Annotated in this window: 18 protein-coding genes and 1 pseudogene; 1 reads left to right on the top strand and 18 read right to left on the bottom strand. The window is 61.5% G+C overall.

Going from position 1 to position 26,384, the window contains the following annotated elements:
- Positions 1-225: 225 nt before the first annotated feature.
- The 7 genes from H3H55_RS24210 to H3H55_RS24180 form a co-directional block, all read right to left on the bottom strand.
- Positions 226-1,776: a SulP family inorganic anion transporter gene (locus H3H55_RS24210; protein ID WP_193100520.1), complete on the bottom strand. Its 1,551-nt coding sequence runs from the start codon at positions 1,774-1,776 to the stop codon at positions 226-228.
- Positions 1,777-1,821: 45 nt separating this feature from the next.
- A complete protein-coding gene (locus H3H55_RS24205; protein ID WP_193100519.1) occupies positions 1,822-2,472 on the bottom strand; it encodes a carbonic anhydrase in 651 nt (216 codons plus the stop codon).
- 210 nt (positions 2,473-2,682) lie between these two features.
- Complete coding sequence (locus tag H3H55_RS24200) at positions 2,683-4,104, bottom strand: hypothetical protein (RefSeq protein ID WP_193100518.1); 1,422 nt, start codon at positions 4,102-4,104, stop codon at positions 2,683-2,685.
- A gap of 517 nt (positions 4,105-4,621) precedes the next feature.
- The gene (locus H3H55_RS24195; protein ID WP_193100517.1) at positions 4,622-6,130 is read right to left on the bottom strand and encodes an HlyD family type I secretion periplasmic adaptor subunit; all 1,509 of its coding nucleotides are present in this window, start codon (positions 6,128-6,130) and stop codon (positions 4,622-4,624) included.
- Positions 6,127-8,316 carry a type I secretion system permease/ATPase gene (locus tag H3H55_RS24190; protein ID WP_226800356.1) on the bottom strand — a complete coding sequence of 730 codons (2,190 nt, stop codon included), beginning with the start codon at positions 8,314-8,316 and terminating at the stop codon, positions 6,127-6,129. Before H3H55_RS24190 ends, H3H55_RS24195 begins: the two co-directional genes overlap by 4 nt.
- Positions 8,317-8,423: 107 nt before the next feature.
- Entirely contained in the window at positions 8,424-10,709 is a 2,286-nt protein-coding gene (gene tssI / locus H3H55_RS24185; protein WP_193100516.1) for a type VI secretion system tip protein TssI/VgrG, read from the bottom strand.
- 389 nt (positions 10,710-11,098) lie between these two features.
- Positions 11,099-12,577, bottom strand: a complete 1,479-nt coding sequence (locus H3H55_RS24180) for a TolC family protein (protein ID WP_226800355.1) — start codon at positions 12,575-12,577, stop codon at positions 11,099-11,101.
- Between the two features lie 288 nt (positions 12,578-12,865).
- Between H3H55_RS24180 and H3H55_RS24175 the strand changes: the two are divergent.
- Positions 12,866-13,683: pseudogene (locus H3H55_RS24175) on the top strand (transposase).
- Positions 13,684-13,717: 34 nt separating this feature from the next.
- Here the strand turns inward: H3H55_RS24175 and H3H55_RS24170 are convergent.
- From H3H55_RS24170 to H3H55_RS24120, 11 genes are all read right to left on the bottom strand, one after another.
- The gene (locus tag H3H55_RS24170) at positions 13,718-14,089 is read right to left on the bottom strand and encodes a hypothetical protein (RefSeq protein WP_226800354.1); all 372 of its coding nucleotides are present in this window, start codon (positions 14,087-14,089) and stop codon (positions 13,718-13,720) included.
- 174 nt (positions 14,090-14,263) lie between these two features.
- Positions 14,264-14,473: a hypothetical protein gene (locus H3H55_RS24165; RefSeq protein WP_319022324.1), complete on the bottom strand. Its 210-nt coding sequence runs from the start codon at positions 14,471-14,473 to the stop codon at positions 14,264-14,266.
- A gap of 167 nt (positions 14,474-14,640) precedes the next feature.
- On the bottom strand, positions 14,641-15,000 hold the full coding sequence (locus tag H3H55_RS24160; protein WP_193100515.1) for a DUF6277 family protein: 360 nt from the start codon (positions 14,998-15,000) through the stop codon (positions 14,641-14,643).
- Positions 15,001-15,055: 55 nt separating this feature from the next.
- Complete coding sequence (gene tssM / locus H3H55_RS24155) at positions 15,056-18,541, bottom strand: type VI secretion system membrane subunit TssM (RefSeq protein WP_193100514.1); 3,486 nt, start codon at positions 18,539-18,541, stop codon at positions 15,056-15,058.
- Entirely contained in the window at positions 18,538-20,082 is a 1,545-nt protein-coding gene (gene icmH, locus H3H55_RS24150) for a type IVB secretion system protein IcmH/DotU (RefSeq protein WP_193102128.1), read from the bottom strand. The genes tssM and icmH overlap by 4 nt, the downstream gene beginning before the upstream one ends.
- Positions 20,083-20,164: 82 nt before the next feature.
- On the bottom strand, positions 20,165-21,526 hold the full coding sequence (gene tssK / locus H3H55_RS24145; protein WP_193100513.1) for a type VI secretion system baseplate subunit TssK: 1,362 nt from the start codon (positions 21,524-21,526) through the stop codon (positions 20,165-20,167).
- Complete coding sequence (locus H3H55_RS24140; RefSeq protein WP_193100512.1) at positions 21,523-22,092, bottom strand: type VI secretion lipoprotein TssJ; 570 nt, start codon at positions 22,090-22,092, stop codon at positions 21,523-21,525. Before H3H55_RS24140 ends, tssK begins: the two co-directional genes overlap by 4 nt.
- Positions 22,092-22,478: a DUF4150 domain-containing protein gene (locus tag H3H55_RS24135; protein WP_193100511.1), complete on the bottom strand. Its 387-nt coding sequence runs from the start codon at positions 22,476-22,478 to the stop codon at positions 22,092-22,094. Before H3H55_RS24135 ends, H3H55_RS24140 begins: the two co-directional genes overlap by 1 nt.
- A 15-nt stretch (positions 22,479-22,493) precedes the next feature.
- Positions 22,494-23,087 (bottom strand): DUF3540 domain-containing protein, encoded by a 594-nt coding sequence (locus H3H55_RS37385; RefSeq protein ID WP_264299678.1) that lies wholly within the window; start codon positions 23,085-23,087, stop codon positions 22,494-22,496.
- 8 nt (positions 23,088-23,095) lie between these two features.
- The gene (locus H3H55_RS24125) at positions 23,096-24,166 is read right to left on the bottom strand and encodes a pentapeptide repeat-containing protein (RefSeq protein ID WP_193100509.1); all 1,071 of its coding nucleotides are present in this window, start codon (positions 24,164-24,166) and stop codon (positions 23,096-23,098) included.
- Positions 24,163-26,382 (bottom strand): pentapeptide repeat-containing protein, encoded by a 2,220-nt coding sequence (locus H3H55_RS24120; protein ID WP_193102127.1) that lies wholly within the window; start codon positions 26,380-26,382, stop codon positions 24,163-24,165. Before H3H55_RS24120 ends, H3H55_RS24125 begins: the two co-directional genes overlap by 4 nt.
- Positions 26,383-26,384 lie beyond the last annotated feature (2 nt).

The raw sequence follows: 26,384 nt of genomic DNA, 5'->3' as shown, positions 1-26,384 counted from the left end.
CACGAGATACGTGAAGACATAGACGGCTCAACGGCCGGGCAAGCAACCTGACATGAAAAACAGCACCTGGATGCTGCGGCGCTTTCGAGGTCTGCCCGGCGCGGCTCTCATCATGGGGGGATCTTTCCCATCCACGACCCGGATAGATTCGAGCAAGTCCACTCTTCTATGCCAACACCGTCCCGCTTGCAAAAATCGGGCTGACAATAGATTTTCATGGCGCACTCATTCTGCGGCCGGCGCGCGGAACTGCCAGCGCCGTGCGGCCGGCCGGGGCGGCGGGCACGGTCGGCGGAATTCGACCGCGATCCCGCGCCGCGGCGCGTCGGCGATGAACGCGTCGAGCAGTTCGAGCACGTCGTGGTCGATGTAGTCGGCGCGAGTCGCGTCGATGATCACCGCCGCACGGTCGGGAATGTGCTGCAGGTGATGCTTGACCTGCACCTTGCCGAGAAACGACACGTCCTTGCGGAACGACAGAAGGAAGTGGTCGTCATGCTGCGCGAGCGTGACCGGGCTCTTCAGGTTCGCGACGGCGACCGTGAGGACGCTGCACGCGAGACCGAGCGCGATGCCAAACAGCAGGTCGACGGCGAGCACGCCGGCGATCGTCGCGACGAACGTCGCGAACGCGGCCGGGCCCTGTTTCGCGACGGAGCGGAATAGCGCCGGCTTGGCGAGCTTGAAGCCGGTATGGATCAGGATCGCCGCGAGGCTCGCGAGCGGGATCAGGTTGATGAGACCGGTGAGCGCGAACACGCTGACGAGCAGCAGCACGCCGTGCACGATCGCCGACAGCCGGCTTTGCGCGCCCGCGTTGACGTTGGCCGAGCTGCGCACGATCACCGACGTGATCGGCAGCCCGCCCATTGCGCCCGCGACGAGGTTGCCGACGCCCTGCGCCTTCAGTTCGCGATCCGGCTGGGTCGGCCGGCGCTTCGGGTCGATCTGCTCGACCGCTTCGAGGCTCAGCAGCGTTTCGAGGCTGGCGACGATGGCGAGTGTGATCGCGACCTGCCAGACCGCCGGATTCAGCAGTTGCGCGAAGTTGGGGCCCAGTTCCGCATGCTTGAGCGACGCGGCGAACGCGGCAAACGACGCGAGCTCGGGCAACGCGACCCGGTGCGCGGCGCCCGGCGCGAATGCGGGCGCCAGCAAGTCGAGCGCGAGCGTCGCGCCGATGCCGAGCACGACGACCGCGAGCGGCGCCGGCACCGCGCGCACCAGCGCGAAGCGGCGCAGCGCGGGCGTCTCCCATGCGACCAGCAGCGCGAGCGACGCCAGCGCGATCGCGGCCGCGATCCGCGCAGCGCTCAGGCCCGGCAACGCGGAGAGCGGCTGCGCGGCGCTGCCGCCGATGCCGAGCGCGAACGGCACCTGCTTGACAATCAGCAGCAGCCCGATCGCGGCGAGCATGCCCTTGATGACGGGCGACGGCACATAGGCGGCGAAACGGCCGGCGCGCAGCATGCCAAAGCCAACCTGCAGGACGCCGGACAGCAGCACGGCGAGCAGGAATGCCGAAAAGCTGCCGAGTTGCGCGATGCCTTCGACGACGATCACGACGAGGCCTGCGGCGGGGCCGCTGACGGACAGCGACGAGCCGCTCAGGAGCGCGACGACGAGGCCGCCGATGATGCCGGACACGAGCCCGGCGAATGGCTCGACGCCGGACGCATTGGCGATGCCGAGACACAGCGGCAGCGCGACCAGGAAAACGACGACGCCGGCGACAATGTCGCGCGGCAGGGAGGACAGACGTTCGGTCAGGTTCATGATGGGGGTGAGGTTCCGTTGGAGCGTGGCGAAGGCGCGGCGCGATCAGCCGAGCGCCGGCGCGAGGGCGGCGGCCATGGCAGGCCTGGCAGGCGCGTCGGCCGGCGGCGTCGCATAGCCGGAGTCGAGCTCCTTGAGGCGGCCGTCGGCGAGCGAAAAGATCCAGCCGTGCACGAGCGGCGGTCGTTCGCGGTCGCGCACGATCGGCGATGCGCGCAACTGACGGACCTGCTCGAGCACGTTCAGCTCGGCAAGGTGATCGGCGGTGGCCGTGTCGTCGAGCCCGGCGAGCGCGTCGCGATGGCGGTGCGCGAGCGCACACAGCGGCGCGATGCGCCGCGCGACGTGCGGCAGGTCGGCGGGCGGCGGCAGCAGCGACGCGCGCACGCCGCCGCAGCCGTAGTGCCCGCAAACGATCACGTGATCGACCTCGAGCACGCGCACCGCGTATTCGAGCACGCTGGCGCTGTTGTCATCGTCGGGCTGGAACAAGTTCGCGATGTTGCGGTGGACGAACAGGTCGCCGGGCGCGCTATGCGTGATGGTCTCGGCCGGCACGCGGCTGTCCGAGCAGCCGATCCACAGCACGCGCGGATTCTGGCCGCGCGCGAGCGCGTCGAAGAAGCCGGGTGTGCGTTCGCGCACTTCGCGGGCCCAGGCGATGTTGGCGACCAGCATGCTCTTAGGACGATTCATTAAGACTCCATTTTAATTTGCATAAATTCAAATCAGATACTCATAAATAGGGCGCCGGGTTCCGAGACAACCAGATCCTCGGCGCCGCCACACTCGACCGGCAACGTCACGGCGCCTACGGCTCGTCTTCGAAGGCGACAGCTACCGCACCCCGGAGCCGATACCGAATCTGCCCGGAAATATCGTTACCGGAAACGGTCAATTATGGATTTACTGAAATGAAAAATTAAGCTTCCCCTTCAACCATCTCCGCAACTCCGCATCTCTGATTTCAGGGCCGGAATAATTAAACCGCATATCATTGGAGAGTTTCTTGATCGATTCAAATTTCACATCAGGATTATTTTCGTTATTAATTTCTTTGATGGCTTTTGAAAATGCAGGATCCTTCAGTTTTTCTTCGCCCCACGCCGCGACCTCATCAAAGGACATCCTTGATTTTGGCACGGAAAGTCCGAGGTAGTTTGATGGTGCTTCCCTAAGCTTAGTCTGCCCGATCGGACGCAAACCTACCTTGGAAATTGCGCTCGGATTGATCTTGATTTCGTTAGGTGCAGGACGAATGAAGTCGCCATCTAGATTGAGGTTATTATTTAAACTCCAACTTTCAGATTTCACTGTCCCTTGCACCCACCGCCCCCCTTTCGGGCGGAACACCGCATAGATATCATACACCCCGTCCTTTGATAGGTGATCGCTTGTGAGATTCTCGCTTACATACAAGCCCGGTCCGTTCTTGTTATGCCCCGCGACCCCCTCTCCCGCCCCCTGATTTTTTGTGAAAGAAAATCCTTCCGATATAAGAGAATTCTGATTTTCATGGGGACTCAGATGGTACCCGACAATCTCCATATTCCCCTCCCCATAAATTCCATCCAACGTTTTCTGGGTCTCCGCCTGAAGTTGGTTATTTGACGGAGTAATTCTCAAATCGTACTTTGGCAGACTTTTATTTTCAAACCCGTAAACTTTCCCACCAAGTCCACCATTCGGAATGCCCTGACTCGTCACTTCGTTATTCCAGACGGCAGATCCGCCAGTGGCCGATGTGTCTTCATAGGTGTCGAGCCTTGGAAATTTGAATGGTCGTTCCGGGCTGGCGAAGTAACCGGTTTTACCGTTGGCCTTTACGGGTTGTTTAAACGAAAATGCCGAATTTTCAAGATCCTTGGCTCCTGTGGCAGCTGTGGTTTCACCAGCTTTGGATCCTGCAATAACTTCTCCAGATTCGGATCCTGCAATAGCTTCTCCAGCTTCACTAAGCCCGTCCGTCGCCACAAGAAGCGCAGTGTTCACCGCGAGACTAACTAATCCTTTATTTTTCTCATCCTCCCTCCTTTTTTTAATAAATGCATTTGCCTCTTCTCGATTCAGTCCAGAATGAACCTCATCGCTCTCATATTTTGAAAAAAAAGGTCCATCCGATACCTTTTCCGTATGGAAAGATACTGATTTATTCCCATTCGCTGGAAAAGGATGGCTCTGATTACCTTTCTTCACCGATAATTCGACTCCGTGCGATTCTGCGAGAGCTTCCGCCTCCGCTCTCGATACACCACGGATCGTCTGTGTATCGACGCTCCTGCCGGCACGATTATTGCCGCTCTCATTTTGAATGCCGTGATGGGCCATGTGGCTTTCGTGTCCGCCATTTTTGCGTGATTCCTCGCTTGTATGCGATACCAACGCTGAAGGCTCGTGCCCTCCAGTATGTCTGGAAGGCAACTGATCAGGGAAATGGGCCTGGGGTGGAGTCCCTGTTTGGACCGCATGAGCTGGGGGTGCGGTATGCCCTTTCGGCGGAGTGCTATGGATTGGAGGCGGCGAATCGAAATGGTGCGTCGTGAACGTGGGGTGCGAAACGTTATGACTGGAGAATGAAACGTTATGACTGGAGCTCTGAACGTGATGACTAGAGCTCGAATTATGACTATTTGACATATGTCTTTTTCCTCAAGACAGTTTCAGGGAAATGCCAGCACGGTGAAGTGCTGACCACAACAGGAGTACTTGACTTATGGGAACCAGCCTGATGCCATCACATCACAGTAGGATTCCTTAACAAATCAAATATTCCGGGTTCTTGCGCCAGCCTGCTGATCCGATCAGTCAGGCATATGCGGCGCGAGCGTTCATTCCAGCGGGATCGTTACCGTTCCCTCAAGCTTTCCCGCGCATAGGTCTGGACCGGACTGAACAAATATTCAATGATTCGGCGTCTGCCCGTCTTGATCTCCGCAGTCAGGTTCATGCCGGGCACGAGCCTGATTCGCTTGCCGCCCACATCGATGAAGTTCTTCGCAAGCGTCAGCGTGGCCGGAAACACCGCCCCGCCGACAGGATTGGCCAACTTGTCCTCCAGGCTGGCTCCCGATGCTTGCTCTTTGGAATCCCGCATGACGGCATCCGCCGTGATGGTGGTCACCGTGGCCGGCACCGTGCCGTAGCGGGTGGCGGGAAAGGTCTCCAGCTTGATCTCGGCGGGCTGCCCCACGTTCACAAAACCCACATCCTTGTTCTCCAGCGTCACGTCGGCCATGACCCGGCCTTTCTCCGGCACGACCACCAGGAGCACCTGAGCGGGGGTCACCACGCCACCGGATGTATGGACGGCCAACTGCTGCACGGTGCCATCTACCGGAGACGTGAGCGTGGTCAGTCGTACGCGCTGGCCAGCTTTGACACCTTCGGCTTGCAGTTGGCGTTGTTGCAGATCAGCCTTGGCGTGGCGCTCGTTCAGGGTCTTGAGGGTGTCAGCCCGCCAAGCCGCAACGGCCTGCCTGCTTTGTTCAATCGTGGCCTTGACTTCGTCCTGCCGGGCCCGCAACGTGGCCAGATCGTGCTCCATTTCAATGCGGGCCTGGGTGCGATCTTGATCGTCATGCCGGCTGACGTAGCCTTGCTTGGCCAGACTGTTAAAGTCCGCCTCGCGTTGTTTGACGATCGGCAGGGTGGCCCGGATTTTGGCAATCTGTTCGCGCATGATGACCAGCTCGGCTTGCCTGGCGCGCATGTCGGCATCGAGCTTGGCTCGCTGGGCTCTCAGGTCTTGCCATTCCGATTGGAGTTGGGCCTGCGTGGTGGCCAGATTTTGCGCCTGACCGCCCGCCGTCAGTTCGTCTTGCCTGGGCAAAACCGGCTGCGCCAGCCCCTCGCTCACCGCTTGTATCAAGGCTTGAGTCCGCCACAGCTCAGACAACGCACTGTCGCGCTCCTGGCTGATACGGCTGTGGTCAGCCTGCGGGCTGACGGGATCCAGTTCGATCAGGGGTTGGCCCGCTTTGACCCGGTCACCATCTTTCACCTTAATGGCTTTGACCACATTGGTTTCCAGTGGCTGGATAAGCTTGGTGCCATCGATTACCACGATGCGCCCTGAGGCCTCGGCAACGATGTCAACCTGACCAACACAGGCCCATAGCAAGGCCAGCGCAAACAGGGTGACGATAACCCACATGGCCCGCCTTGGGGCTGGATGCGGCGGCGTGACTTGCAAGCTCAACGCAGCGGGCAGGAAAGCGGCCTCATCTGTCATCCGGGCGGGACCCGCCAACTCGTGCCGTTGTCCCCACGCAGCCTGAAATGCGGAGCGGTAGCGGACGAGCAGCACGTACAGTGGATGGCGTTGGGCAGCTGTGCGGTTTGCCGTATCACTCATGCCCGCAGCTCCAGCGGATGACTATTTTGCTGCATGCTCCACAGGTAGGCATACAGGCCATCGGGAACCCGAACCAGTTCGTCGTGAGAACCGCCTTCCACAATCTGGCCTTTTTCCATGGCTATGATGTAGTCCGCATGGCGCACCGCACTCAATCGGTGCGCGATGATGATGACTGTACGGTCCTGGGCAATAGCGGCCATATTGCGCTGGATGACGGCCTCGCTTTCATAGTCCAGTGCGCTGGTGGCCTCATCAAAAATCAACACGCGAGGGTCGGTGAACAGGGCCCGCGCGATCGCCAGACGCTGCCGCTGTCCGCCGCTCAGCGACATGCCCTGCTCGCCCACCACGGTGTTATAGCCTTCAGGCAATTCGCAAATGAAATCGTGCGCGCCGGCCATCCGGGCCACATGTATTACCCATTCGATAGGGGCGCCCGGATCGGCAATGGCGATGTTTTCCCGAACGCTCCGGTTAAACAGAAAATTGTCTTGCAGCACGACGCCAATCTGGCGCCGCAGCTGGCCGGCATCGACCAGGCTGATATCAATCCCGTCAATCAATACACGCCCCTGCTCGGGAAGGTAGAGACGCTGCACAAGTTTGGTCAGTGTGCTCTTGCCCGATCCCGAACGGCCGACAATGCCGAGGACTGCGCCCGGGCTGATGTCGAGACTCACGCCATTTAAAACGGGAGCCGCTTCGCGCCGGTAGCGGAAGGTGACGTTGTCCAGCGTGACATGCCCTTTGATCGGGGGCAACGGAGCAGGCGTGCTCGGCGGCACTTCGGTCGGTGAATTGAGAATGTCGCCCAGGCGTTGCATCGAGATGCCGGTTTGCTGGAAATCTGTCCACACTTGCGACAGCCTCATGATCGGTTGAGCCACATGACCGGCAAACATGTTGAATGCCACGAATTGACCTATGCTGAGTTCGTGCTCCATGACCAGCCGGGCCCCAAACCACATGGTCGCAGCGTTGACGAGCTTGCCGATCAGGTTGATACCTTCGTGAGCCCACGCGGAGAGATTCTGGGTTTTGAAGCTGGCCGCTACGTAACCGGCCAGTTGATTCTCCCAGCGCAGGGCGATGGCCGGCTCCAGGGCGTTCGCTTTCACGGTCTGTATTCCCGTGATGGTTTCGACCACCATGGACTGGCTTTCCGCGCCACGGGAAAACTTCTCGTCCAGGCGCCGGCGAAGCACGGGCACCACACCAAGGACCAGGACCGCATACAGAGGCAGGCTGATGAGCACGATAAGCGTGAGCGGCACGCTGTAGAGCAGCATCACGCCGATGAAAAGCACCGAAAAGGCAACATCCAGTACGAGCGTAAGGGACCGCCCCGTCAAAAAGCTGCGGATGTTCTCCAGTTCGCGAACACGAGCAACCGAATCGCCGACCCGGCGAGCCTGGAAGTAGGCCAATGGCAGTTGCAAAAGGTGGCGAAACAGGCGAGCACCTAATTCCACATCAATGCGGCTGGTCGTGTGACTGAATACGTAAGCACACAAACCGCTCAGCAGGCTCTCGAACACAACCACCATGACAAGGCCTGTCACCAGCACATCCAGCGTAGTGAGGCCGTGGTGCGCGATTACCTTGTCCGTCACCATCTGGAAAAACAAGGGGCTGACTAGCGCAAAAAGCTGCAAAAAAACCGACACAGTCAGCACCTCGGCCAGAAACCTGCGGTATTTGACGATGCTGGGGATGAACCAGGTAAAGTCAAACCGACCCAAAGTCGTGGCCTGACTGGCCGGGCTGGTGGCAAGGAGCAATTCACCCGAGCCTGACGGCGCCCACCGCTCAATGAAGATGCCAAGGTGTTCGGCGACTGGACGCCCTTCCGCGTCAGGATCCAGGAACACGACGCGTTGGTCATCACACTGAGATAGCACCACCCATCGATATTGCGCCTCGTCGCCGCTGGCATCGATAGAACGGTCAGCATCTCCGATCCGGGCCAGTGCAGGCAGCGGTGCAAGTGACAAGCGCTGGGCCTGCGTGACCTTGATCTTCGCTTTTAAGCCCAGTCGCCGGGATGCGAGCAACAACTGCTCATCCGAGACAGGAGCATTACGCGACAGCCCGAGTTCATGCAACAGGATGTCAGGATCGGCCGCGATGTTATGGAGTCTTGCCAGAGCGCATAGCGCTGACAGGGATTCAATATGGGACAAAATTCGGATACCTTATCTATTAGGAACCGCTGGCGCCGAAAATACCGTTGATGCGCCTACAGAATGCATGCCGTCAAGGGGAAATAGGAAAATTTCGACCCATAGCACTAGTTTATGATTTGCATTCCCCGGGTCATAAGGTCGAAGCTGATATTAGACGTCTCAGTTTCCCCAACATTAATCTGCTGGCCCGTACTCGAGATGGCGACACCGGTGACGGAGATTTGCGTGCCAACGAAGCTTGTCGAATTCGCCGTGGTTGACGTACTCGTACCTACCGTTGAAACATCGGTACCTGTTACGCTAACCGAACTACCCGTCCTTGAAATTGACGTGCCGACCTCGGAAACTGAGCTGCCTGTCACGCTGCTCGACGCGCCAACGAGCGAAATCTCCGTGCCTGTCACACTTGTGGAGGCTCCGGTGTAAGAGAACGATGTGCCCGTTACGCTTTGCGTCTCACCCGTCACGTCAGTGCTGGTACCGGTCATCGATGAACTGGTGCCCGTCATATTGGTCGATGTCCCGGTAACAGACGTGCTCGAACCTGTCAGGCTGGTGGATACGCCGGTGAAGTCCGTGGACCTGCCGGTGAAACTCGTGGATACACCCGTACCGTTAGTGGACACGCCGGTGAAACCGGTGCTCACACCGGTGAATGATGTGCTCACGCCCGTGAACGACGTGTCAACACCGGTGAAGTTCGCTGATATGCCGGTAAAGTTTGTGGACACACCCGTAAAGCCCGCACTCACCCCTGTGTACGACACGGAAGCGCCCTTGTAGTCGCATGAGCTACCCGTCACCGATGTCGAGGTGCCCTCCACCTTGATGTGCATATCCTGACCGACGGCCTTCGAGCTGTTACGCTCCACTGTCTGTTGAAAGTCGCGCTCCGCGTGAAGAATCATCCGTTCGGCGCCATTCAAGTCATCGAGCGTGATCTGGCTGGCGTTCTGGTAGCCGCCGTCTCCAAGTGAGCGCGAAACCAGCCCCGTATAGCGAGTGTCTTCGGGCAACTCATACGGCGTCGGATTCTCGCCGTTATACACCGTACCCGTCACCATCGGCCGGTCAAGATCACCGTCCACATACGTAACCAGCACCTCCTGTCCCACGCGCGGCAGCGCAAGCATCCCCCAGCCCTTGCCAGCCCACGCCTGCGACACCCGAATCCAGCACGACGCATCCGCCTCCACTGTCTTGTAGCGGTCCCAATGAAAGTGCACTCGGATGCGACCATATTCGTCCGTATACGGATCGAGGCCCGCCATTCCCACCACCGTCGCACTTTGGATGCCCGGCACCGCCGGGCGCGGTGTGACCCTTAGCGGCACGAACGCCTGGTCATCCGCCAGCACCGTAAACTTCGCTTCGACGTTGCTACCCAATGACCCGCTGTCGGGCTCGCCCTGCACGAACGAAAGTTCAGTGTCGACCACAACGTAGCGCCTATTGCGCTGCTTGTCTGGGTGACCGTAAAGCGTGAATGCATATCCCGCAGCCAGCCCCCGGGCATTGCTCCGTCCTTCCAGAAGATGCGACTTCGCTTGCAGTGCCCGCAACCTGAGGCGGGCTAGCCGTTCGCCCCTCTCAAGATCGTAGTAGCCGGCCCCGTAGTCGTAGTACTCCAGTGTCCTCCCGGACGGATTTTCCTGTTTCACGTGCGCATCGCTGTCCAGCCGCTTGCTCGGCGCAAGATAGTCGAAATCCCGTAGCGCCACATTGTTCGGAGAAACTCGTCGCGTGCGCTGCAGCCGCTGGATTCCCTCGCGACCGGCAATTGATCTGGACTCCTCACCATCTGGCATAAAAAGCATCTCTCCATATGACATACCGAGGTCCGAGAAACGTTGCGTGTCCGAGATATTGATCACGTGATATCCTCGAAAATGTTCCACCCAAAAATAAAGCCCCTCGTCCTCCAGCAACCGCTTGACGAAGTTCAGATCACTTTCCTGAAACTGAACGCAGTACTCGCGCACCTCATAATCTTTCTCCAAATCAAAGCTGTAATCGGAGAACTGATGTGCGTCAAACACCTGCTCCACAATCTCCCGTACTGTCAGGCCTTGGAAGATGCGGCAGTTGCGGGTCTGAGCCAGAAAGGACAGCCAACTGCCAAGTTCCAGCCTGTACGTGTACTGGTCACCAAGTTGTCCCGTATCGTAACCAGCGAACACGTTTGTGCTGAACTTGCGTACGACGTCCCCTCCGAGATCAATGTCGACCGAGAGCGGCGTGCCTAGCAACCCATCAAGATCCAGCGCCGGATTTGGCGATACCAGTTCGAGCTGGTAGACCGGCTCCACCGAAAGACGCTCCTTCACCGTGAAACCCAGCGCAATACAATCCTCGTCCAGCAACTTACTTTGCAATTCAATCAGGCTCATCAGAAGTCCTCGTTCACGGCAAATTTTCGTTCAGACGCACTGCGCCTGAACGCCGGTCCAAATTGAGCGGAATCATCGCTCTAGGAACGCAACCAAGCAGGTCATTTCATACCTAAACATTTGATATAACATAAAGTCATATTCTGAATCGCGATAAATGAAACTCGATCCAACACTCAATTAATTAGATTGACGAAATATTTTACAAAACAAATCTCATTTCACCATTTCTTTATTAAAAATACAGGCCACATTTTCTGAAAATATATTCGCAGTTAAAATTCAACGGCGCCAATTTTTATAAAATTTTCAAATGCCAGTGCGTTCGCGTCGAGTTTCGGTCGGCAGCATCATGATTGCGCCATCGCCTGCAATAAGGACCTGGCGGACTATTGGGCGCTACCCAAACTCCACATGCCAAGCTTGCCGAGCTTTGCAGCCAATTGCAGCCGCCCTGAGCGCCAATCAGTCAACGCCCGAATCCGCCTCTGTTTCGCGTTGGCTAGCGATGACTGCGTGTTGAGCAGCTCCTGGATGTTGCCCGCACCCATCTGGTAGCGTCGCTTCGCGGCTTCGTATGAGCGTTGCGCGAGCGAAAGCAGCGTCGCGCTATTGCCGAGATTGGACGTTGCGCTCTGTACCGCCTGATAGCTGGTCCAAACATCCAGACCAACCTGTTGACGAGTCTCATCAAGGAGCGCGGCCTGCAGATCAGTCTGCGCCTCGGCCTGGCGCGTCAGATAGGTACGCCTGAAACCCTCGAAAAGTGGGATCGTCACCTGGAGGCCCAGATACCATGCACTATGTCTGGCTGGGTACACGGGGTAGCCGAGCTGCAAGCTTGTCGGCTGATTGTTATAGGAATATTGCGCGACTAAATTGAGCTTTGGCAAACCATCCGCGCGGGTTTGCTCAGCCTTCGCGCGCGCGGCAGCAACCCGTGCCCGGGCCGCGGCGATGCTGGGATGCACACGTTGCGCCTCTTCCATCAGTTCAGCGACAGAATCGGCGAACTCATGGGTCGGTGCTACACCGTCTCCAACCTCAAGTAGCAATATCTCGACGCCGGGAGACAAGTTCATGTCGACTGCCAGCGTTCCCTCCGCGACCCGCCATTCTTCCTCAGACTTGACGCGACTCAATATCGAGTCCGTGTATGTCGTCTCTGCCTGCAATTGATCGCTTATCGCAGCTCGGCCGGCATTGAACAGCGCCGTGGCGACCTCGACGCTATTGTGTGCCGTCTGCTCGACTTCCCGTGCTGCCACGAGCGCGCCCCATGCCGCTTGCGCGGCGTAATAGTCCTTGGCGACCTTCGCGAAGACTGCTTCGAGCGTTTCGTTCTGGTTCGCTTGCGCAGCAGCTAACAGATTCGCTTCATTACGGAGCGCCGCGGCGCGACTGCCGAAGTCGTATAGAACCCAGCTCAGCGACACGCTTGCGTTCTGCAAGTTGGTCCGATAGCTCGAATCGTACTGGGAGTAGCCGATGACATGGTTAGCGTCGTTGTTGCGCGTGCCTTGCCAGCTCGCCGAGAGTATGGGCAGGAACGCCGCGCGCGCAACCCCGACCGCTGATGTTTGTATCTTCACATTCGCCCACGCCTCGCGGGTCCTCGGATTGAAGCATAGCGATCGCTCGATCGCGTCTTGCAGTCGCAGTGGGCGCGGCAACGCGTCAAACACGCACGCCGCTGTGTGGTTTGCGCCGAAGATGCCTATCGCTGTTGTTGTCCGCACGGACTGATCGGCCCACAGTGGATCGAGCGCCCAGGATGAGGTCGACGCACCATACGCCATCACAACCAGCCATACACGGCTTATACCTCGGGCAACGTTCGACAAAGCAGGACCCACCTGGATATTCATATGTTGCAGAAAATTACAAGCCATTAGGGTAACTACTATATGCGTTAAATAAATATCCCGTTTGTCAACTTTTGTCACGTTTTGAGAATTTATTAGACATCACTGGACGCTTACATCACAGCAAGAATCAATTGAATTTCCATTTGTCCAATTGATTCCTTAGCACTCTTAATATTTTTTAGTGTCATAAAAATTTGAATGGATAAAGTTGTGAAGGATTGACCTGAGACGTTTCTTGCAGCCATTTGGCAAGTGAGCTTTCCCTCGTCCTGGGGCAAGGAGATCTCGATGAAAAAGCGATTTGCCGACGAGCAAGTCATCCGGATTTTTCACTAGGACGGGAGCCGTGGCGAGCCGGTGAAGGATCTCTGCAAGCGCCGCAACATCTCGAAGCAGACGTTCTATCGTTGGCGCTACACGTTCGGAGGCATGGATGTGGCCGACGCCCGCCGGCTCAAGGATCTGGAATCAGAGAACGAGCGGCTCAAGCGTTTGAGCGCGGAGCAACTGCAGGTCATCGACGGTCTGGAGTAATTCAGCCGAAAAAATGGGCACCCCAACGGGCCGATACGAAGCGCTGGAAGTCCTGACTCGGCGGGGTTCTCGCAGCGCAAGGCATGTTGCTACCTGGGGCCGAGTCGCCGGGTGGCAATCTATACGCTCAAGCAACCGGACAAGGATCGGAGCCTGGGCGAGCGGCTGATAGCGGCCGCTCAGGAAGTGCCACGCTTTGGCTGCCGCCGTGTGTCGGCTTGGCTGGCTGGAGCTACCACTTTGTGCACGACCGGTTGGTGGATGGAGCGGCGCTGAATATACGTTGCGCGATCAATGGACACACTCGCGAGTGCCTGGCGATCAAAATCGGCGCCAGCTTGCGGTCGCAGGGTGTAATCCTGCCGCTAACACGACTGATGCGGCAAACTGCGTGACGAATTGCCGAACCGGGAATGGTTCCGCAGCCATGCTGAGGCCGAGGTGCTCGTCGAACGCTCGCGGCGGTTCTACAACGAGCGCCGGCCTCAAGCGCGCATCGCGATCAACCTCTGGCCGCGGTCCGTCGAGCCTGGTTGGATCCCGATAATACCGATGCGAGACTCACTGCCTGATTGGCTTCAAAATTCCGCCGCAGGTCAACTGCAATCAATTCCCATCGAGCGCGACGTTCAGGTACTTCACCCGATTCGGATCAGTCTTGCTGACGATGACCCTCACCCGCTCCCCCGCGCGCGGCATGTTCCCCAGATCGACGAATTGCCGGATCGCGATTTCCCTGGGCGCGCCGTTGACGTAGAAACGCAGGACAATGCGCATCTGCGGTACCTGGTTGAGCGTCACTCCCGTCTGTGCAATCTCGACGACATCGGCAATGGCCGGATAGCCGTCCTCGATCGTTGTGTCGGCCCGTGTTGTCGAGATGATCCGGGGCAGCACGACCGATATTGAAAAGATCAGTGAAATGAGCGCGATCGCGATAGACACACCCACGGCCGACATTATCGAAAACGCCATCATTCCCGCGCCCCGTTCAACGGTCCGACACGCTTTGCGCGTGCGTCCGGACAGTATCCATCCGAGCGATCGTGCGACCGCCTGCTTGGTTTATCCATTCTGATTCCCCGTCTGTCGATCCGCTCCGGCGCAGTCCGCTCGGGGGCGGCGCTCGCATTGGCACCACCCCGGTTCGCGTTACTGCGACTTCGCGTCCTGGCCTTCCTTGGGCGCGCTGCTGTCGGACGAGCGCACCGAGTCGACCATCTTGTGCGTATGCGTCGTCGCCGACTGCACCACGTCGTTTGTCGCCGAGCGCACACCCTGGCTGACCTGTGTCTGCGCAGCGTTGGTCACCTGGTCCTTGACCGACTGGATAAGCTCACCGAATTGTGCATATGCGCTCACCGACAACGCTCCGATTAGGAATCCAAATAAAATCTTCTTCACAATTACATGATCCTTTCTAATGATGCGGCGCACCGGCAATTTCCGCCAATCGCGCCTGGAAGACATGGAACGGAGGGGCTGCCCCGCCAGCTCCCGGGAACTGCAGGGCGGCCCCGTCCGGCCGGTTACTTGCCGGTCTTGAACGGCGCAAAGAAATTGGACGGCATTTCCTGCGGAAAGCCGGCCGCGTTGGTGGACCGCAGATCGTTCATATTGACGTTGAAGTCGTACGTCTTCTGTCGCTGCTGCGCGTCCTGGTGCGCGGCAACCTGCTTGTCGACCGACGCCTTGATGTTCGTCATGTGCTCCAGCATCTTGCCACCGATCTGCTGAACGTTGCCGATCACGTTGCTCGCGTTCTGGGACGACGCCACCGACATATCCGGGACCCCGCTCATGAACGGCTGTGCCATCGAGCTGCTGGCGTTCTGTCCATATTCATGTGCATTGGTGCACGCGGACAGGATTTCCTTTGGATCAATCATCTGCTGCTCCTTTTCAAGTTCACGCCGGTTGGCGCATTCCGATACATGGCGGATATCACGACGGACATCTGAACGACTGAAGGATGCCCGACCAGATTGGCGATGGCGTCGTCAGCGCCTGCCACTCCAAACGGACCCTCCCGATGCTCGTCTGATACAGCCTTTCGCGGCGATCGGCCGTCCCGCCCGCCGCCTGCCCCGCGTCGAAGAAGCGGAACATTGCCCACGGTCCGTCGAACTGAAGCGTGTTCAGCCGACCGTCGACCGATTTCAGTTGCAACTGGACCGCGAGCCTGGCGTTCTGCCCGTTCCAGTCGATTCGCTGCGGCGACGTCATCCCGTGCGCATAGCGCAGCGTCTGTCCGCCGACGATCAGCTGCGCTTCCGAGATCTGAGAATCCATGTCGAGGAAGCGCAGGACGGTAGACACTCGTAGACGCCCGGATTCGTCGAGCGTCGCGCCACGGATGCGGTCGGCCGTCTCGTACGACGACAGCACGCTCGGGCTGACCAGGCCGAGATCCCCGCCGTTCGAGCGCAGTGCCTTCCACGGCGTGCTCGAAGTATCAACGTAGGGCAAAAGGTGATCGCGGAAGTACGTCGCCATCAGCCCTTGGGCGCTGAACAGGCGCTCAAAATCCTCCACGCCCGCGTCGACCCGCGAACCGCGGCGGAACGGGTAGCGACTCGTGAATCCGGTGCTGCACACGGTCGATGTCGCCCCCGCCGCGCCGCGATTGAGCAGCGCGCCCGACTCGCGGGTCGTCATCGTGCTGCCGTTACCGATCAGGTCAAGCATGATTCCCCGAACCGGCTCAGGCTGACGCGCGGCGGTTTCCTTGAGTCGCGAAAACGCGTCGTATTGCGCGGGCAGCACCTGCCCCGCCTGCAACGCGCCATTGACAAGCCCCAATTGGCGGTACAACGGCTCGAACAGCCTGGCGAGCGGGTTGCTCGTCTCCGCGCCGCGATTGTTCAGCTGCGCGGCCAGTTGCCGGATGGCCTGGAAGTGATCCTCGACGACATACTCCGGCAGCAGCACGGTGCGATAGTGCTGGCCACTCAGCTCGCCGACGATCTGGCGCCGCCCCTTTTCGAGACGATATTTCTGACGATCGATCCAGCTGTCGATATTACCTTCGTCACTCGCGCCGGTAAGCGTCGTCTCGCGCGCTGCGAAGCGCAGCAGGCTCGCGAGCGGCGACTGCGAATCCATGATCGCCGCTGCCAGCTGTGACGCGTCGTCGAGGCCCGTGACGCTGCGCACTGTCACGTCGTTGAGGAAGTTCTGCCAGCCCGCGATATAGTCCTGCAGATACTGAGCACGGGTGGAATCCGCGAGCTTTTGCACCAGCCCGTCGATCTGGAAGCTGTTGCCGCGCAGCGACTCGTCACGCAGCACCCAGCTCTCCTCCTCGAGCATCCCGCGTGCACTCTTCTCCAAACGCGGCAGGAACACGTCCGTGTAGCCGGCCCGCGTGAACCAGCCGGACACCGCTACATCAGTCGCCGGGATGCCGCTTCGCATCCGCAGGCTCATCGCCGATTCGAAGCCTGCCGCGCGCGACAGCGAGATGTCGTTGACCTGAGCCGGCAGCCCCTGCGCGTGAATGTCCTGCAGCACACGCGTCACGATCGGAATCTGGGCGGCCCGCGCGCGCGCCGAGCGCACCAGGTTCGCGTCCTCCGGCGTGCCTGCAAGCTTCGGCAACTCGATCAGCGCGCGCACGTGCGCCAGCAGCGCGCGCCGGTCGTCATCGCCATACTGCCCGCCGGACAGGCTGTCCCAGCGGCTGCTCAGCCAGCGCTCGACATCGGTCGCGTTGCGCCGATCGGGCCGACACAGCATCAGGTAAACCTTGAGCGTCTGGTACACGTCGCCGGGAGCGCCGTCCGCCTGCGCGACCAGCACGCGCCGGACCTCGTTGTACAGCTCCGGCATCAACATCTTCTGCAACTGGCGGTGGTAGGTGTCGCGCGTCGCGTCGGCGACGAGCCCGTGCTCGAAGTACGGCGTCGCCATCCGCCGCCCGGCGTCTTGCGCCTGCGCCTGCGCGTAGTGCATCTGGCTCGCGACATCGAGCAACGGCGAGCCGCCGTCAGGGCCGTACGACACCTGGGCCTGCGCAACGCGCTTCGCTTCGCTGAACTGCGCCCACACGTCGTCGAGATAGTTGCGCTCGGCGAAATAGCTCCAGCCGAACCAAAGCACCAGACCGATCGCGAGGACCGGTAGCGCCGTCCAGCGTAGTGCGCGGCCAACCCGGTTGCGCCACGATTGCGTGCCGCTCGGCCGCACGGCGTCCCGTTCGAGCGCGACTTGCCGGAAAAGAGGCGTCCATAGCTCGCCCATCGACCGGGTTTGCGCCGGTAGCCCAGCCGTCGTGCCGCCCGACTGCGCGACGGCCAATTCCGCCATCGATCCCATCCACACGCCGCGCAACCGCGCGGCCGCATGGAGTTCGCCGGGCACGATCGCGATCTGCAGCCAGACGAGCAGCGCCTTGTGCAGCTGGCTAAGCGTCTCCACGAAGCGCAATTGCGCGTAATTCGCGTCGACCTCGGTTGCCGCTGGTGCAGAGAACAGCACCTGCTGCTGGACGCGCTGCTGCAGGTGCTGCAACGCGCCTTGCCAGCTTGCGCCGGCAGCCTCCGCGCCTTCGTCGCACACCTGCTCGGGCAGGCAAAAGCCCACGCCGCTAGCCCAGCGGCTGGCGTCCAGCAGCGACAACATGGAGACCGCGCCATCGAGCCGGTCAATCCCGTTCAACGCCACATAGACTTGCGCCTGCTGCCCGAATACCTCACGCATGTCCGTGAGCCGGCGATACACGACGTCGGCGAGACGCTTGCGGACGTCCAGCGGCGCATCGACCATCGACTCGCTGTCAACGCACAGCACCACGCCGCTGACCGGTGCGCCGCCGCGCAGACGGCGTAGTCCGTGCAGCAGCTTTTTCCACGCGTCGAGCGACGTGTCGTCGATGCCGTCGCGCAAGTTCCAGCGGCCGCCGATATCGAACCACACCGCGTCACTGGCGATGCGGAAATTGAAATCGTCTCCGCGGCTGTTGAGCGACTCGATCGCGAGGCTCCGCTCCATGTCGGAGCCGGCCGCGTTGACCGCCCTCGCCACCAAGCTCGTCTTGCCGCTTCCTTCCGCGCCCAGGACGAGGTACCACGGCAGCGTTGCCCGATGCTGCCGGCGCAGCACGCCGACCCAGTGCTTCCAGCGACTGCGCGGCTCGCGCTGCCAGCGGGCCTTCAACTGGCGGTCCAGGTCACGCAGCCGCTCGTCGATGAAATCGGCCCGCACCGCCGGCTGTGACGTGCGTACCCGGCGCGGACTCATCGCAAGCCGCGCCCAGAGCCTCGCAAGCGCCGGCCACAGCCCCCACACGAGCACGGCTGCGACCAGGATTTCGCGCACCCAGACCGGTGCGAACGGACGGTAGATTCCCAGCGCGAACAAGGGACCCACCCACCAAATCACGAGCGCGATCAGAACCGCGACAATGACCCGCAGACTGTTTCGTATCATCGCTTTTTGTCCTCGGTTTCATACGGCGACTGGCCGTCGGGTGCCATCACTACGCCGTCCGGAATCGCGGGCCGCTCGGCCGGGCTGACGCCCGGCGAGTCGGAAGCGCTCGGCGTGCGCCGGCCGCCTGCCGGGATCACCTTCCAAAGCACGTCCACCCGCCGGTTTCGCTCGTAGGCAGCCGGCGTCTGCGCCGGATCGATCGGCTGCGTGTCGCCGCGCCCCGAATATTCGATGTTCCGCTGCACGGCGTTCTCGGGCGCCTGTGCGCCACCCGGCACCGCGGTCTTGTGCAGCTCGTCGGCAACGGTGCGCGCCCGCGCTTCCGACAGCGTCAGGTTGTTCGCGAACTCGCTCGTGCGGATCGGCTGTCGGTCGGTATGGCCGATCACCTCCAGATCCCCGGGCCACGGCGCGAACGCCGATCCGAGCCGCTCGATGTTGCGCTCGAAATCGGCGCGCACCTGCGCCTTGCCCACATCGAACGCGCCGTCGCTACGGAACACAAGCAGCCAGCCCTGCGGATGCTTGTACGCCGTGAGCCAGCCCTCGGACAACAGTTGCGGCAGCGGCGGCGGCAGCGTTTCCGCGAGATTGATCGTGCGGGTCGGCGGCATCCATGCGGCAAGCGCGTTGCGCATCGGTCGACCCTGCGAGTCGAGCACCGCACTCGCGATACCGTAGGTCAGCAGCACGACGCCCAGCGCGACCGCGCCTGCGCGCGCCGGCGTCCACCACCGGCGACGCGGGCGCGCCGGCGTTATCAACCCGGTGCCGAGCGGCTCAGGTGGCACGTGACGCCAGATGAGCGCGTGCAACTGCGAGCGCAGGTCCTGCAGCAGCACGTCACCGCGGTCCAGCACACGATAGCGGCCCTGCCAGCCTAGCGACAGGATCAGCTCGTAGAACGCCAGCAAGCCGACGGGCGGATCGTCCGCCTTCATCCAGCGCCCGAGATCGGCGAACGCGTCCTCGCCGCCCCACGCGTCGTCGTGGAACTCCACCAGCAGACTGCGCTCGCCGTCGTAAGACACCTGCGACGCGGCGCGCGCAGCATCGCTGACGCTCTCGTCCAGATACGTGCACAGCAGGTACGACGCGTCGCGGATCTGCTCCCATTCACAACCGGAACTGGCGAGCCGTTCCCGATAGAGTCTCGCCTCGAGGCCGAGCTGCGTGCGTACCGCCGACTGATTGAGCGGCCCGCTCGCGAGATAGCGCCGCAATTGCAGGACCGCAGGCAGCGCGTGCGACACGAACGGATTGCTCCAGCTCGCCGACTGCTGGCCGGCCTTCAGGATCGCGACCTGTTCACCTTTCTGGCTGTAAACCACGGGCGACAAGTCCGCGCCGTCGCGCGGCGCGCGGGCGTTGTCCGCCGGCGCCGGGAACTGCAACACCGCGTGGTCCCGCGCCGGCGGCACCGAAGGACCGGCTTCGCTCCCCGGTGCAGCGTCGGCGGCCGATGCCGCATTGTTCAGCGACGACAGCGTCGGCATTCGGGTCGCCAGATCAAGATTCGCCATCGCCCGATCGAGCAGATCGGGGCTCGATGACGCGCGCCGGATGGCAGAGGAAACATTTCTGAGCAGATTCATAGTGGATAGCGGTTCATGCCGTGGCTTACGCCACCTTGCCGTCTCTCAGTCCCCATGCTTCGAAGCGCAGGTCCGGAAAATCGCCGACGATGCGCAGCGCCATCGCCGAACCGGCCAGCGTTTGCGCCCAGAATGGATCGGTCGATTCGACTTCGAAGTAGGTGCTTTGGGCGTAGTAAGGAACTTGACGCGGCGGGTTGGGCAACGGGATCAGGCGGGCCCCCGGCAACTGCAGGTCCACCAGCTTCTGGATTTGTTCGACTGCGCCGAGCTTGGTCTGCTGAGGCAGCAACTGGCGCAGCTTGTCGGCGGGCATCGCGGCCGAGATTGCGAATACGAGCTTCTTGAGGTTCCACTGCTTGTCGACCACACAGATATAAACCTGGTCGCCGCGGTCCTCGAAGCGAAGCGGTAACACCGGAGTCTCGATCACCCGCGCGAGCGCATGCCGCAACGTTGCCGCGAGCGGCTCGAAGCTGCTTTGCAGATCCTCGTGGCGGTAGCCGAACTCGCGGTCGGCCAATTCCTCGTCGACGCCAGGCAACACGCTAAGACGCCCGAGCAGGCCGATCAGCTCGCGATACAGCAGCACGGGCGGCAGCGGATCGAACGCGTCGAGGTTGGCCAACCGCATCCGGTATTCGGCAATCGCCTGCCGCAGCAACAGCTCGATCAGATCCGCGATACCGCCGCCCGTCGACAGCACCCGCTGCCCGGACGTATTCGCGAGACGCACCCGCAGCGTGCTTTGCAGTTCTTCGATCAGCGAATTCAGCACCACGTGCGCCCGCGTGTCGAGCAGCGGCGGGATGAAGCGCGGGTCAAGCAGCACTGCGCGGCTCGCACTACGCCCCGACACGCGCGCGATCGGCAGCGCGACCTCGTCCGAGCGCAACTGCGATTTCCAGCACAGCCGTGTCACCAATTGGCCAGTCTCGATCGTCAGGTTACGTGGCGTGCCAGGCGCATCGAGGCCAACGGCCAGATCGGGGACGTCGGTGGCCGCGGCGCGATAGCGCGACGCGGACGCCACTTCGCCGAACGCCATCTCGGGGCCACCGCTTCGCGCTGCCTGAATCGCGAAGCACGCGACGTCACCCGCCTGCGCCTGCTCGGTCTCGAGCGGCGCGGGCAGCGGGTCGTGGGACGGCACCGAGAATGCAGTGCCGTCCTGGAACACGCCGCGCGCACCGCGCAGCCCGAGCCGGCCGAGCCCGAGCCCGTCCTGATCGACGTCCAGCAGCGTGAAGCCCCAGCCGTGATTCACGGTCTGCCCGAGCCGCGATGCGACCTGGTGCGAAAGATGGCGTTCCAGCTGCTGGAAATGCTGCGTCTCGATCAGCATGCCGTCGCTCCACGCGACTGGTCCCACCGGCAAACTGCTCATTGCTTGATTCTCCTTGTGCCCGAGTCACTACGCCGGGCGGGTTTTCCTGCCGCACCGTCAACGCTTGCTGCGCCGGCGGAGGGCGTGTTGAGCGCGACGGGCCCTGGCAGCGACGCGTTGTAGATGCCGCTGCGATCGAGCCACACCGCGAGATGGATCTCGCCGCTGCCTTCGATGCGTACGCGCAACGGCGCATACTGGGCCGAACGCTGCGCGTAATCGGCGTCCGCGACGAGCCAGATCTCGCCGCTACGCGGCACGTCGATCCAGAACTGCAGAACCTGGTGCGGTGCGATCACGTGGCGCGACACGGTAACCACCGTTCCGTCCTGGTCCCGGCCGGCGCACGACGAATCACCGCTCGCCATGGGCACCCAGTCGGCTGCTCGCACGATGTACAAGCACGTCTGGATCGGACGCGGCTCGCCGCTCATGCTGACGTTCAGGTGACTGCCGCCCACCAGCGTGACGTGCAACTGGCGCGGCTCGACGTTCTTCGAGCCAAACGAGCAGCCCGACAGTACGCCCAGCGCGAGCCACGCGATCAGTGTTCGAATGAGCTGCATCAGCAGAGTATCAAGACGATGGTTTGGGACGGACATACGCCAACTCCGACCGTGTTGTGGTTGTTGGGCATGGTGCAATCGGTCATCCGGGTCTGCGGCGCGCCATGCAACATCACCTTTCCGGAACCCTCTATGTTGCAAGACGGCCCGCTCACCGTGCCCGACCCAACGCCCCCCATCGCTCCCGGCTCATCGCCGAGCGTGAAAGAAATTATCGTGCACAGGTTATGGGCCGGCCCACCGCAAATTAGGATGTTCAGGATGTTCGGCACGGCACAGAACAGGAGTGCAATGTTCAGATACGGTATCGGGATCGCGAGCGGCGGCGTCTTGCAGACGTCCGTGCCGGACTGCGCCATCCCGCCTGCGGAGCAATTGGCAAACATGACAACCTCCTTGCTTCAACCCATGTGGATCTGGCCGGCGTCCATCTTGAGCAGCGCCTCGGCCGTCACGGCCGCACTTTGCGCGTGAAGCCCCATGTGACGCTCGGTATGGACTAACGTGCTGCCGGCATGCGTGGCGTCGGTGCCGCTAACGTGCGCCTGGCGCTCCGCGGCCGCCAGCGTGACCACCTCCGCACGACTCGCGAGATGGGCCGCTTCGAGATCCAGGCGGTCGCGCGCCTGCACGTGCACGTCACGCGCGTGCAGCGATACGCTGGCCGCGCCGAAATCGAGCGCGACGGACGCCGCGTCGCCGCGCCGCTCGAGGATCGCGAGCACCCAGCACCCGCCCGCCGCCTGGTACAGCTGGACCAAGTCGTCCGGCTGCGGCTTGATAACGCAACTGATCGCCGCGCGCGCCAGCCGCGGAGCGCCACCGGGCTCCGTCACAACCCACCACGCGCGATCCAATGCCGCCTCGCGGACTCGGCCGATCGTCACGTATCCGACCGAACCCGCGGCAACCTGCCGCTTGAGCGGTGCGGGAATCGGTTCCTGCAATTCACTGTCGCGAGACCTCGTCTCGCACACGTCGGGCGATTGAAGCATCGTCATTGTCAAACTCCTCTTGCTCCAGGTTGAGTACGGTGCCGCCATGGACCATCGTCCTCCGCGGCCGCTTCGTCGAATGTTGCCTGTCGTGTATCCGCGGCAAGCCACGCGCGTCGTGGCTGTCCGATCAGACAACCGTTGCGACAGTCGCAGCCGTTCAGGCCGACCTGCTCCAATGTCGCGCCACGCGCGTCCAGCCCGTGCAATTGCGCACCTGCCAGTTGCACGCGCACAAGTCGCGTATGGCGGAATCCGACGCGTGGCGCCTTCAATCCGTGCAGATCGCTGTCAAATACGCTTGCGTGATCGAAGATCGCCTGCGGTAACTCACTATTCCGTATTGACAGGTTACTTACGGTCGACTGATCAAAACTCGCAATGGGTAAGCGACTGGAGTTGATTTGACCGTCTGACCACGTACAGCGCGACCAAGCGGCCTGCTGCAGCTCACAGTCAGTCACGGTCATCCGATCGATTTTCGAATCGATCCAGCGTACGTTGATACCTTGACAAGCCTCGAGCGTGAACCTGTGGCAACCGCTGTGCCCAACGACGAAATTCTCGAGTTCCACCGAGTGCATGTTGACGCCGACGAGTTGCAGGGCGACCCACGACGCGTCTGACCAGCGTCCGCCGCTAATCACAATGTCAGTGAGTTCGCTCGTGACGACCGACAGGTGTGCCGTACGCACGCTGTCGAATCTCCAGTCAGAAGCATTCGTTTTCGAAAAGGTTGTGTCCTTGATCAGGCCGCCCGCCCACATCGCGCCACCGATCTCGCCACCGATGAACGATAGGCCTCGAAGCATGCAGTCCGTCCATTTCGTCGAGGCAAGGTGACAGTCCTCGTAAATCAGGCTTGTCAGCTCACAGCATTCGAACCGGTTTGCGTCGAAGCGACAGTTCACGAAACGCAGGTTGGACAGCCGGCATTCCGACCAGGTCAGCTGGTCGAAATGGCAATCCTGGTATATCGCATCGACCAGCTCGAGCCCTCGATGCGACGATGTGTAGTGCCGCCCTTTGATCACCTGCGGCAGCGCGGGTGCGTCCACCGGTAGTTCGAGTCCGCTCATTTTTCCCTCCTCGGAACGTCGAGCATGCCGGCGTTCAGGTTGCCGCGCCACGCGCCCGACTCAGGCAAGTGGATCCACGACATGCGAGCGCGGATCAGATTGCAATCACGCATCTGGGTCTCGCGCATGTCTGCGCCGTACAGCACCGCTTCCTTCAGCGAACAGCGATCGAACGATGCACCGGCCAGACAGGCGTACATCGCATTCGCACCATCGAGCAGAGCACATGTCCAGTTTGAGCGCTCCGCCTTCAGATGCTGCGCATTGAGCTGCACGAACGTGCAATGATCAACCTGCAGCGCTTCCGCACACAGATCCTGGAAGCACGTCGACCGAAACACGCAATCACCGAGGCGAGCACGATCGATCGACGTTCCATTCGACAGGACTGCAGACGACAAGGTGCTGTGTTGCCATGCGCTATCTGACAGGTCACTTTGTAGCGCGCTCAGCTTCAGAAGCGTACATTGCGTGAGCGTCAGATTCGCCAGCTTGCATTCAATCAGGCCGAGGTTGTCGGCGTGTACGCGGCGCCAGGTCCAATGGCGTGCGTCGACACCGTTCCACAACACGCCGTCCCACGCGACGTCCTGCACCGTGCCGCGTGCGCCGCCGCGCCCCTGCACCACCACCATCGACCACGACCCGCCCGACACCGACAGATCGTCGAGGTCGCAATCCTCGAACGTGAGCCGCTCCAACACCGTGCCGCGCCATACGCTGTGCGTCAGTTCACCGCGGACAATCGCACCGCCTTTCCACACGACGTCGTCGAACACCGCACCGGCGAACGTACAATCGACCGCGTGCACGTGGCTCAGCTGGCAGTTCTTCCATGCGCTGCGATCGAATCGGCAACGCTCGAAACGCACCGCCTCCAGTCGCCAGCCATCGAAGTTCAGCCCGGACAGATCTGCATTACGAATCGTCATCTCCGTCAGTTCCGCATTGCCGGTCTCGCTCAAATGCTTCCGCCAGTCGCGTTCGTCGGATGGTGCATCGGGCAACGCGGTCCCCTTCGCGGTGTCCTGAAACTCGCGCAAACGCACGAGTCCGTCCCGCGCCTCCTCCAGACTCGACTGGTGACGCTTTAGACGTGCGCCGATCTCCGCACGATTACGCGGCGGAGGCGAAAAGCGAGGATGGTCGTCAGTGGCGAGGATCAGTTCCCAGGCCCAGCCACGCTCGACCGACGGCATCAGCGCGTCGTCCGCGTGCTGGGTCGGATCGGTGCAGGTCATGTCGGTGCGCTGCGCGGCAAACGCCATCAGTGCACCGACGTCGATCTGCTCCTCCGCATCCTTGAAGGCCGTAACGAGCATCGCCGGGCTGTCGTCGAGCAGGTAGTCGGTTACGATGGCGCCGTTCCACCACAACACGCCGATGTCGTGGTCGGGCAACAGCCAGACGGTCTGCTGCCGGAGCAACACCTGCTCACCCCCCGGCTGGTCAGTGCGCGTGACCAGCGCGACGGCTGCGACACGCGGCAGCGTGCCCACAAAGCCTTCGCCTCGCGCGCCGAACCCGCCGAGCTCGAAGCGGGCGCCCGGCGTCCAGCTGGCGCGCCGCGCCCATTGATCGGGCGCGGCCTGCTGGAAGTAGCGCAGATCGACACTCTCGGGCCAGCCCATGTGCGTGCCGTCGCGCGCCATCGCCTCGAGCGTGCCCGGGCGGCTCGGCATCCATTGGCGGCGCTCTGGCCAGTCGCTCGTGATCGCCCCCATCGCGGCCAGCGGTTCCGGTCCGACGCCGAATGCACCCACGCCCTGCAGCGGTGCGACGCCCGACGCGATGCCGAACGGGTTTTCGCGCGCGCCGCCCGCGACAGCTTGTGCGGGATCGATCGCGAGCCGCACGAACGCGTCATGCTCCGTCTGCTCGTCCGCCTTCGCACGGCATGACACCGTCTTGCGCACGCCGTCCAGCTCGACCCAGGCAGCCCAGTCGACCGCGCGTCCGCGCTCGCCGGTCGACACGCGCTGCACGGAATGGCCGACGAGCAGCCATTCCGCGCAGCGTTTCGGCATTGCGGCTTCGGCCAGCGGCACCGACGGCGCCGCCGCCTTCAGCGCTACCCAGACTGCAGTTTCGTGCACGAGGATCGTCGGATCGCTAAGCCGGAAGCCGATACCGATGCTGATGCCGAGCATCGGTGTTCGGCCGATCTGGGTGCGCGTCGTCGCAACGAGCGCCGCTTGAGGTTTGACATGGCGCATCG

It is taken from the genome of Burkholderia sp. Z1 (assembly GCF_014893795.1).
In the GTDB taxonomy this organism is placed as follows: Bacteria; Pseudomonadota; Gammaproteobacteria; order Burkholderiales; family Burkholderiaceae; genus Burkholderia; species Burkholderia theae.
The sequence above is the reverse complement of the archived record's forward strand: the minus strand, read 5'-3'. Positions and strand labels throughout refer to the sequence as shown.

Excerpts from the sequence above, each read along its gene's own strand:
- H3H55_RS24180 (WP_226800355.1), bottom strand. The coding sequence starts at position 12,577 with ATGAATATCCAGGTGGGTCCTGCTTTGTCGAACGTTGCCCGAGGTATA.
- H3H55_RS24205 (WP_193100519.1), bottom strand. The coding sequence starts at position 2,472 with ATGAATCGTCCTAAGAGCATGCTGGTCGCCAACATCGCCTGGGCCCGC.
- H3H55_RS24120 (WP_193102127.1), bottom strand. The coding sequence starts at position 26,382 with ATGCGCCATGTCAAACCTCAAGCGGCGCTCGTTGCGACGACGCGCACC.
- H3H55_RS24140 (WP_193100512.1), bottom strand. The coding sequence starts at position 22,092 with ATGCAGCTCATTCGAACACTGATCGCGTGGCTCGCGCTGGGCGTACTG.
- H3H55_RS24135 (WP_193100511.1), bottom strand. The coding sequence starts at position 22,478 with ATGTTTGCCAATTGCTCCGCAGGCGGGATGGCGCAGTCCGGCACGGAC.
- H3H55_RS24195 (WP_193100517.1), bottom strand. The coding sequence starts at position 6,130 with ATGAGTGATACGGCAAACCGCACAGCTGCCCAACGCCATCCACTGTAC.
- tssK (WP_193100513.1), bottom strand. The coding sequence starts at position 21,526 with ATGAGCAGTTTGCCGGTGGGACCAGTCGCGTGGAGCGACGGCATGCTG.
- H3H55_RS24125 (WP_193100509.1), bottom strand. The coding sequence starts at position 24,166 with ATGAGCGGACTCGAACTACCGGTGGACGCACCCGCGCTGCCGCAGGTG.
- H3H55_RS24160 (WP_193100515.1), bottom strand. The coding sequence starts at position 15,000 with ATGATTGATCCAAAGGAAATCCTGTCCGCGTGCACCAATGCACATGAA.
- H3H55_RS37385 (WP_264299678.1), bottom strand. The coding sequence starts at position 23,087 with ATGCTTCAATCGCCCGACGTGTGCGAGACGAGGTCTCGCGACAGTGAA.
- tssI (WP_193100516.1), bottom strand. The coding sequence starts at position 10,709 with ATGAGCCTGATTGAATTGCAAAGTAAGTTGCTGGACGAGGATTGTATT.
- H3H55_RS24200 (WP_193100518.1), bottom strand. The coding sequence starts at position 4,104 with ATGGCCCATCACGGCATTCAAAATGAGAGCGGCAATAATCGTGCCGGC.
- H3H55_RS24170 (WP_226800354.1), bottom strand. The coding sequence starts at position 14,089 with ATGATGGCGTTTTCGATAATGTCGGCCGTGGGTGTGTCTATCGCGATC.
- tssM (WP_193100514.1), bottom strand. The coding sequence starts at position 18,541 with ATGATACGAAACAGTCTGCGGGTCATTGTCGCGGTTCTGATCGCGCTC.
- H3H55_RS24210 (WP_193100520.1), bottom strand. The coding sequence starts at position 1,776 with ATGAACCTGACCGAACGTCTGTCCTCCCTGCCGCGCGACATTGTCGCC.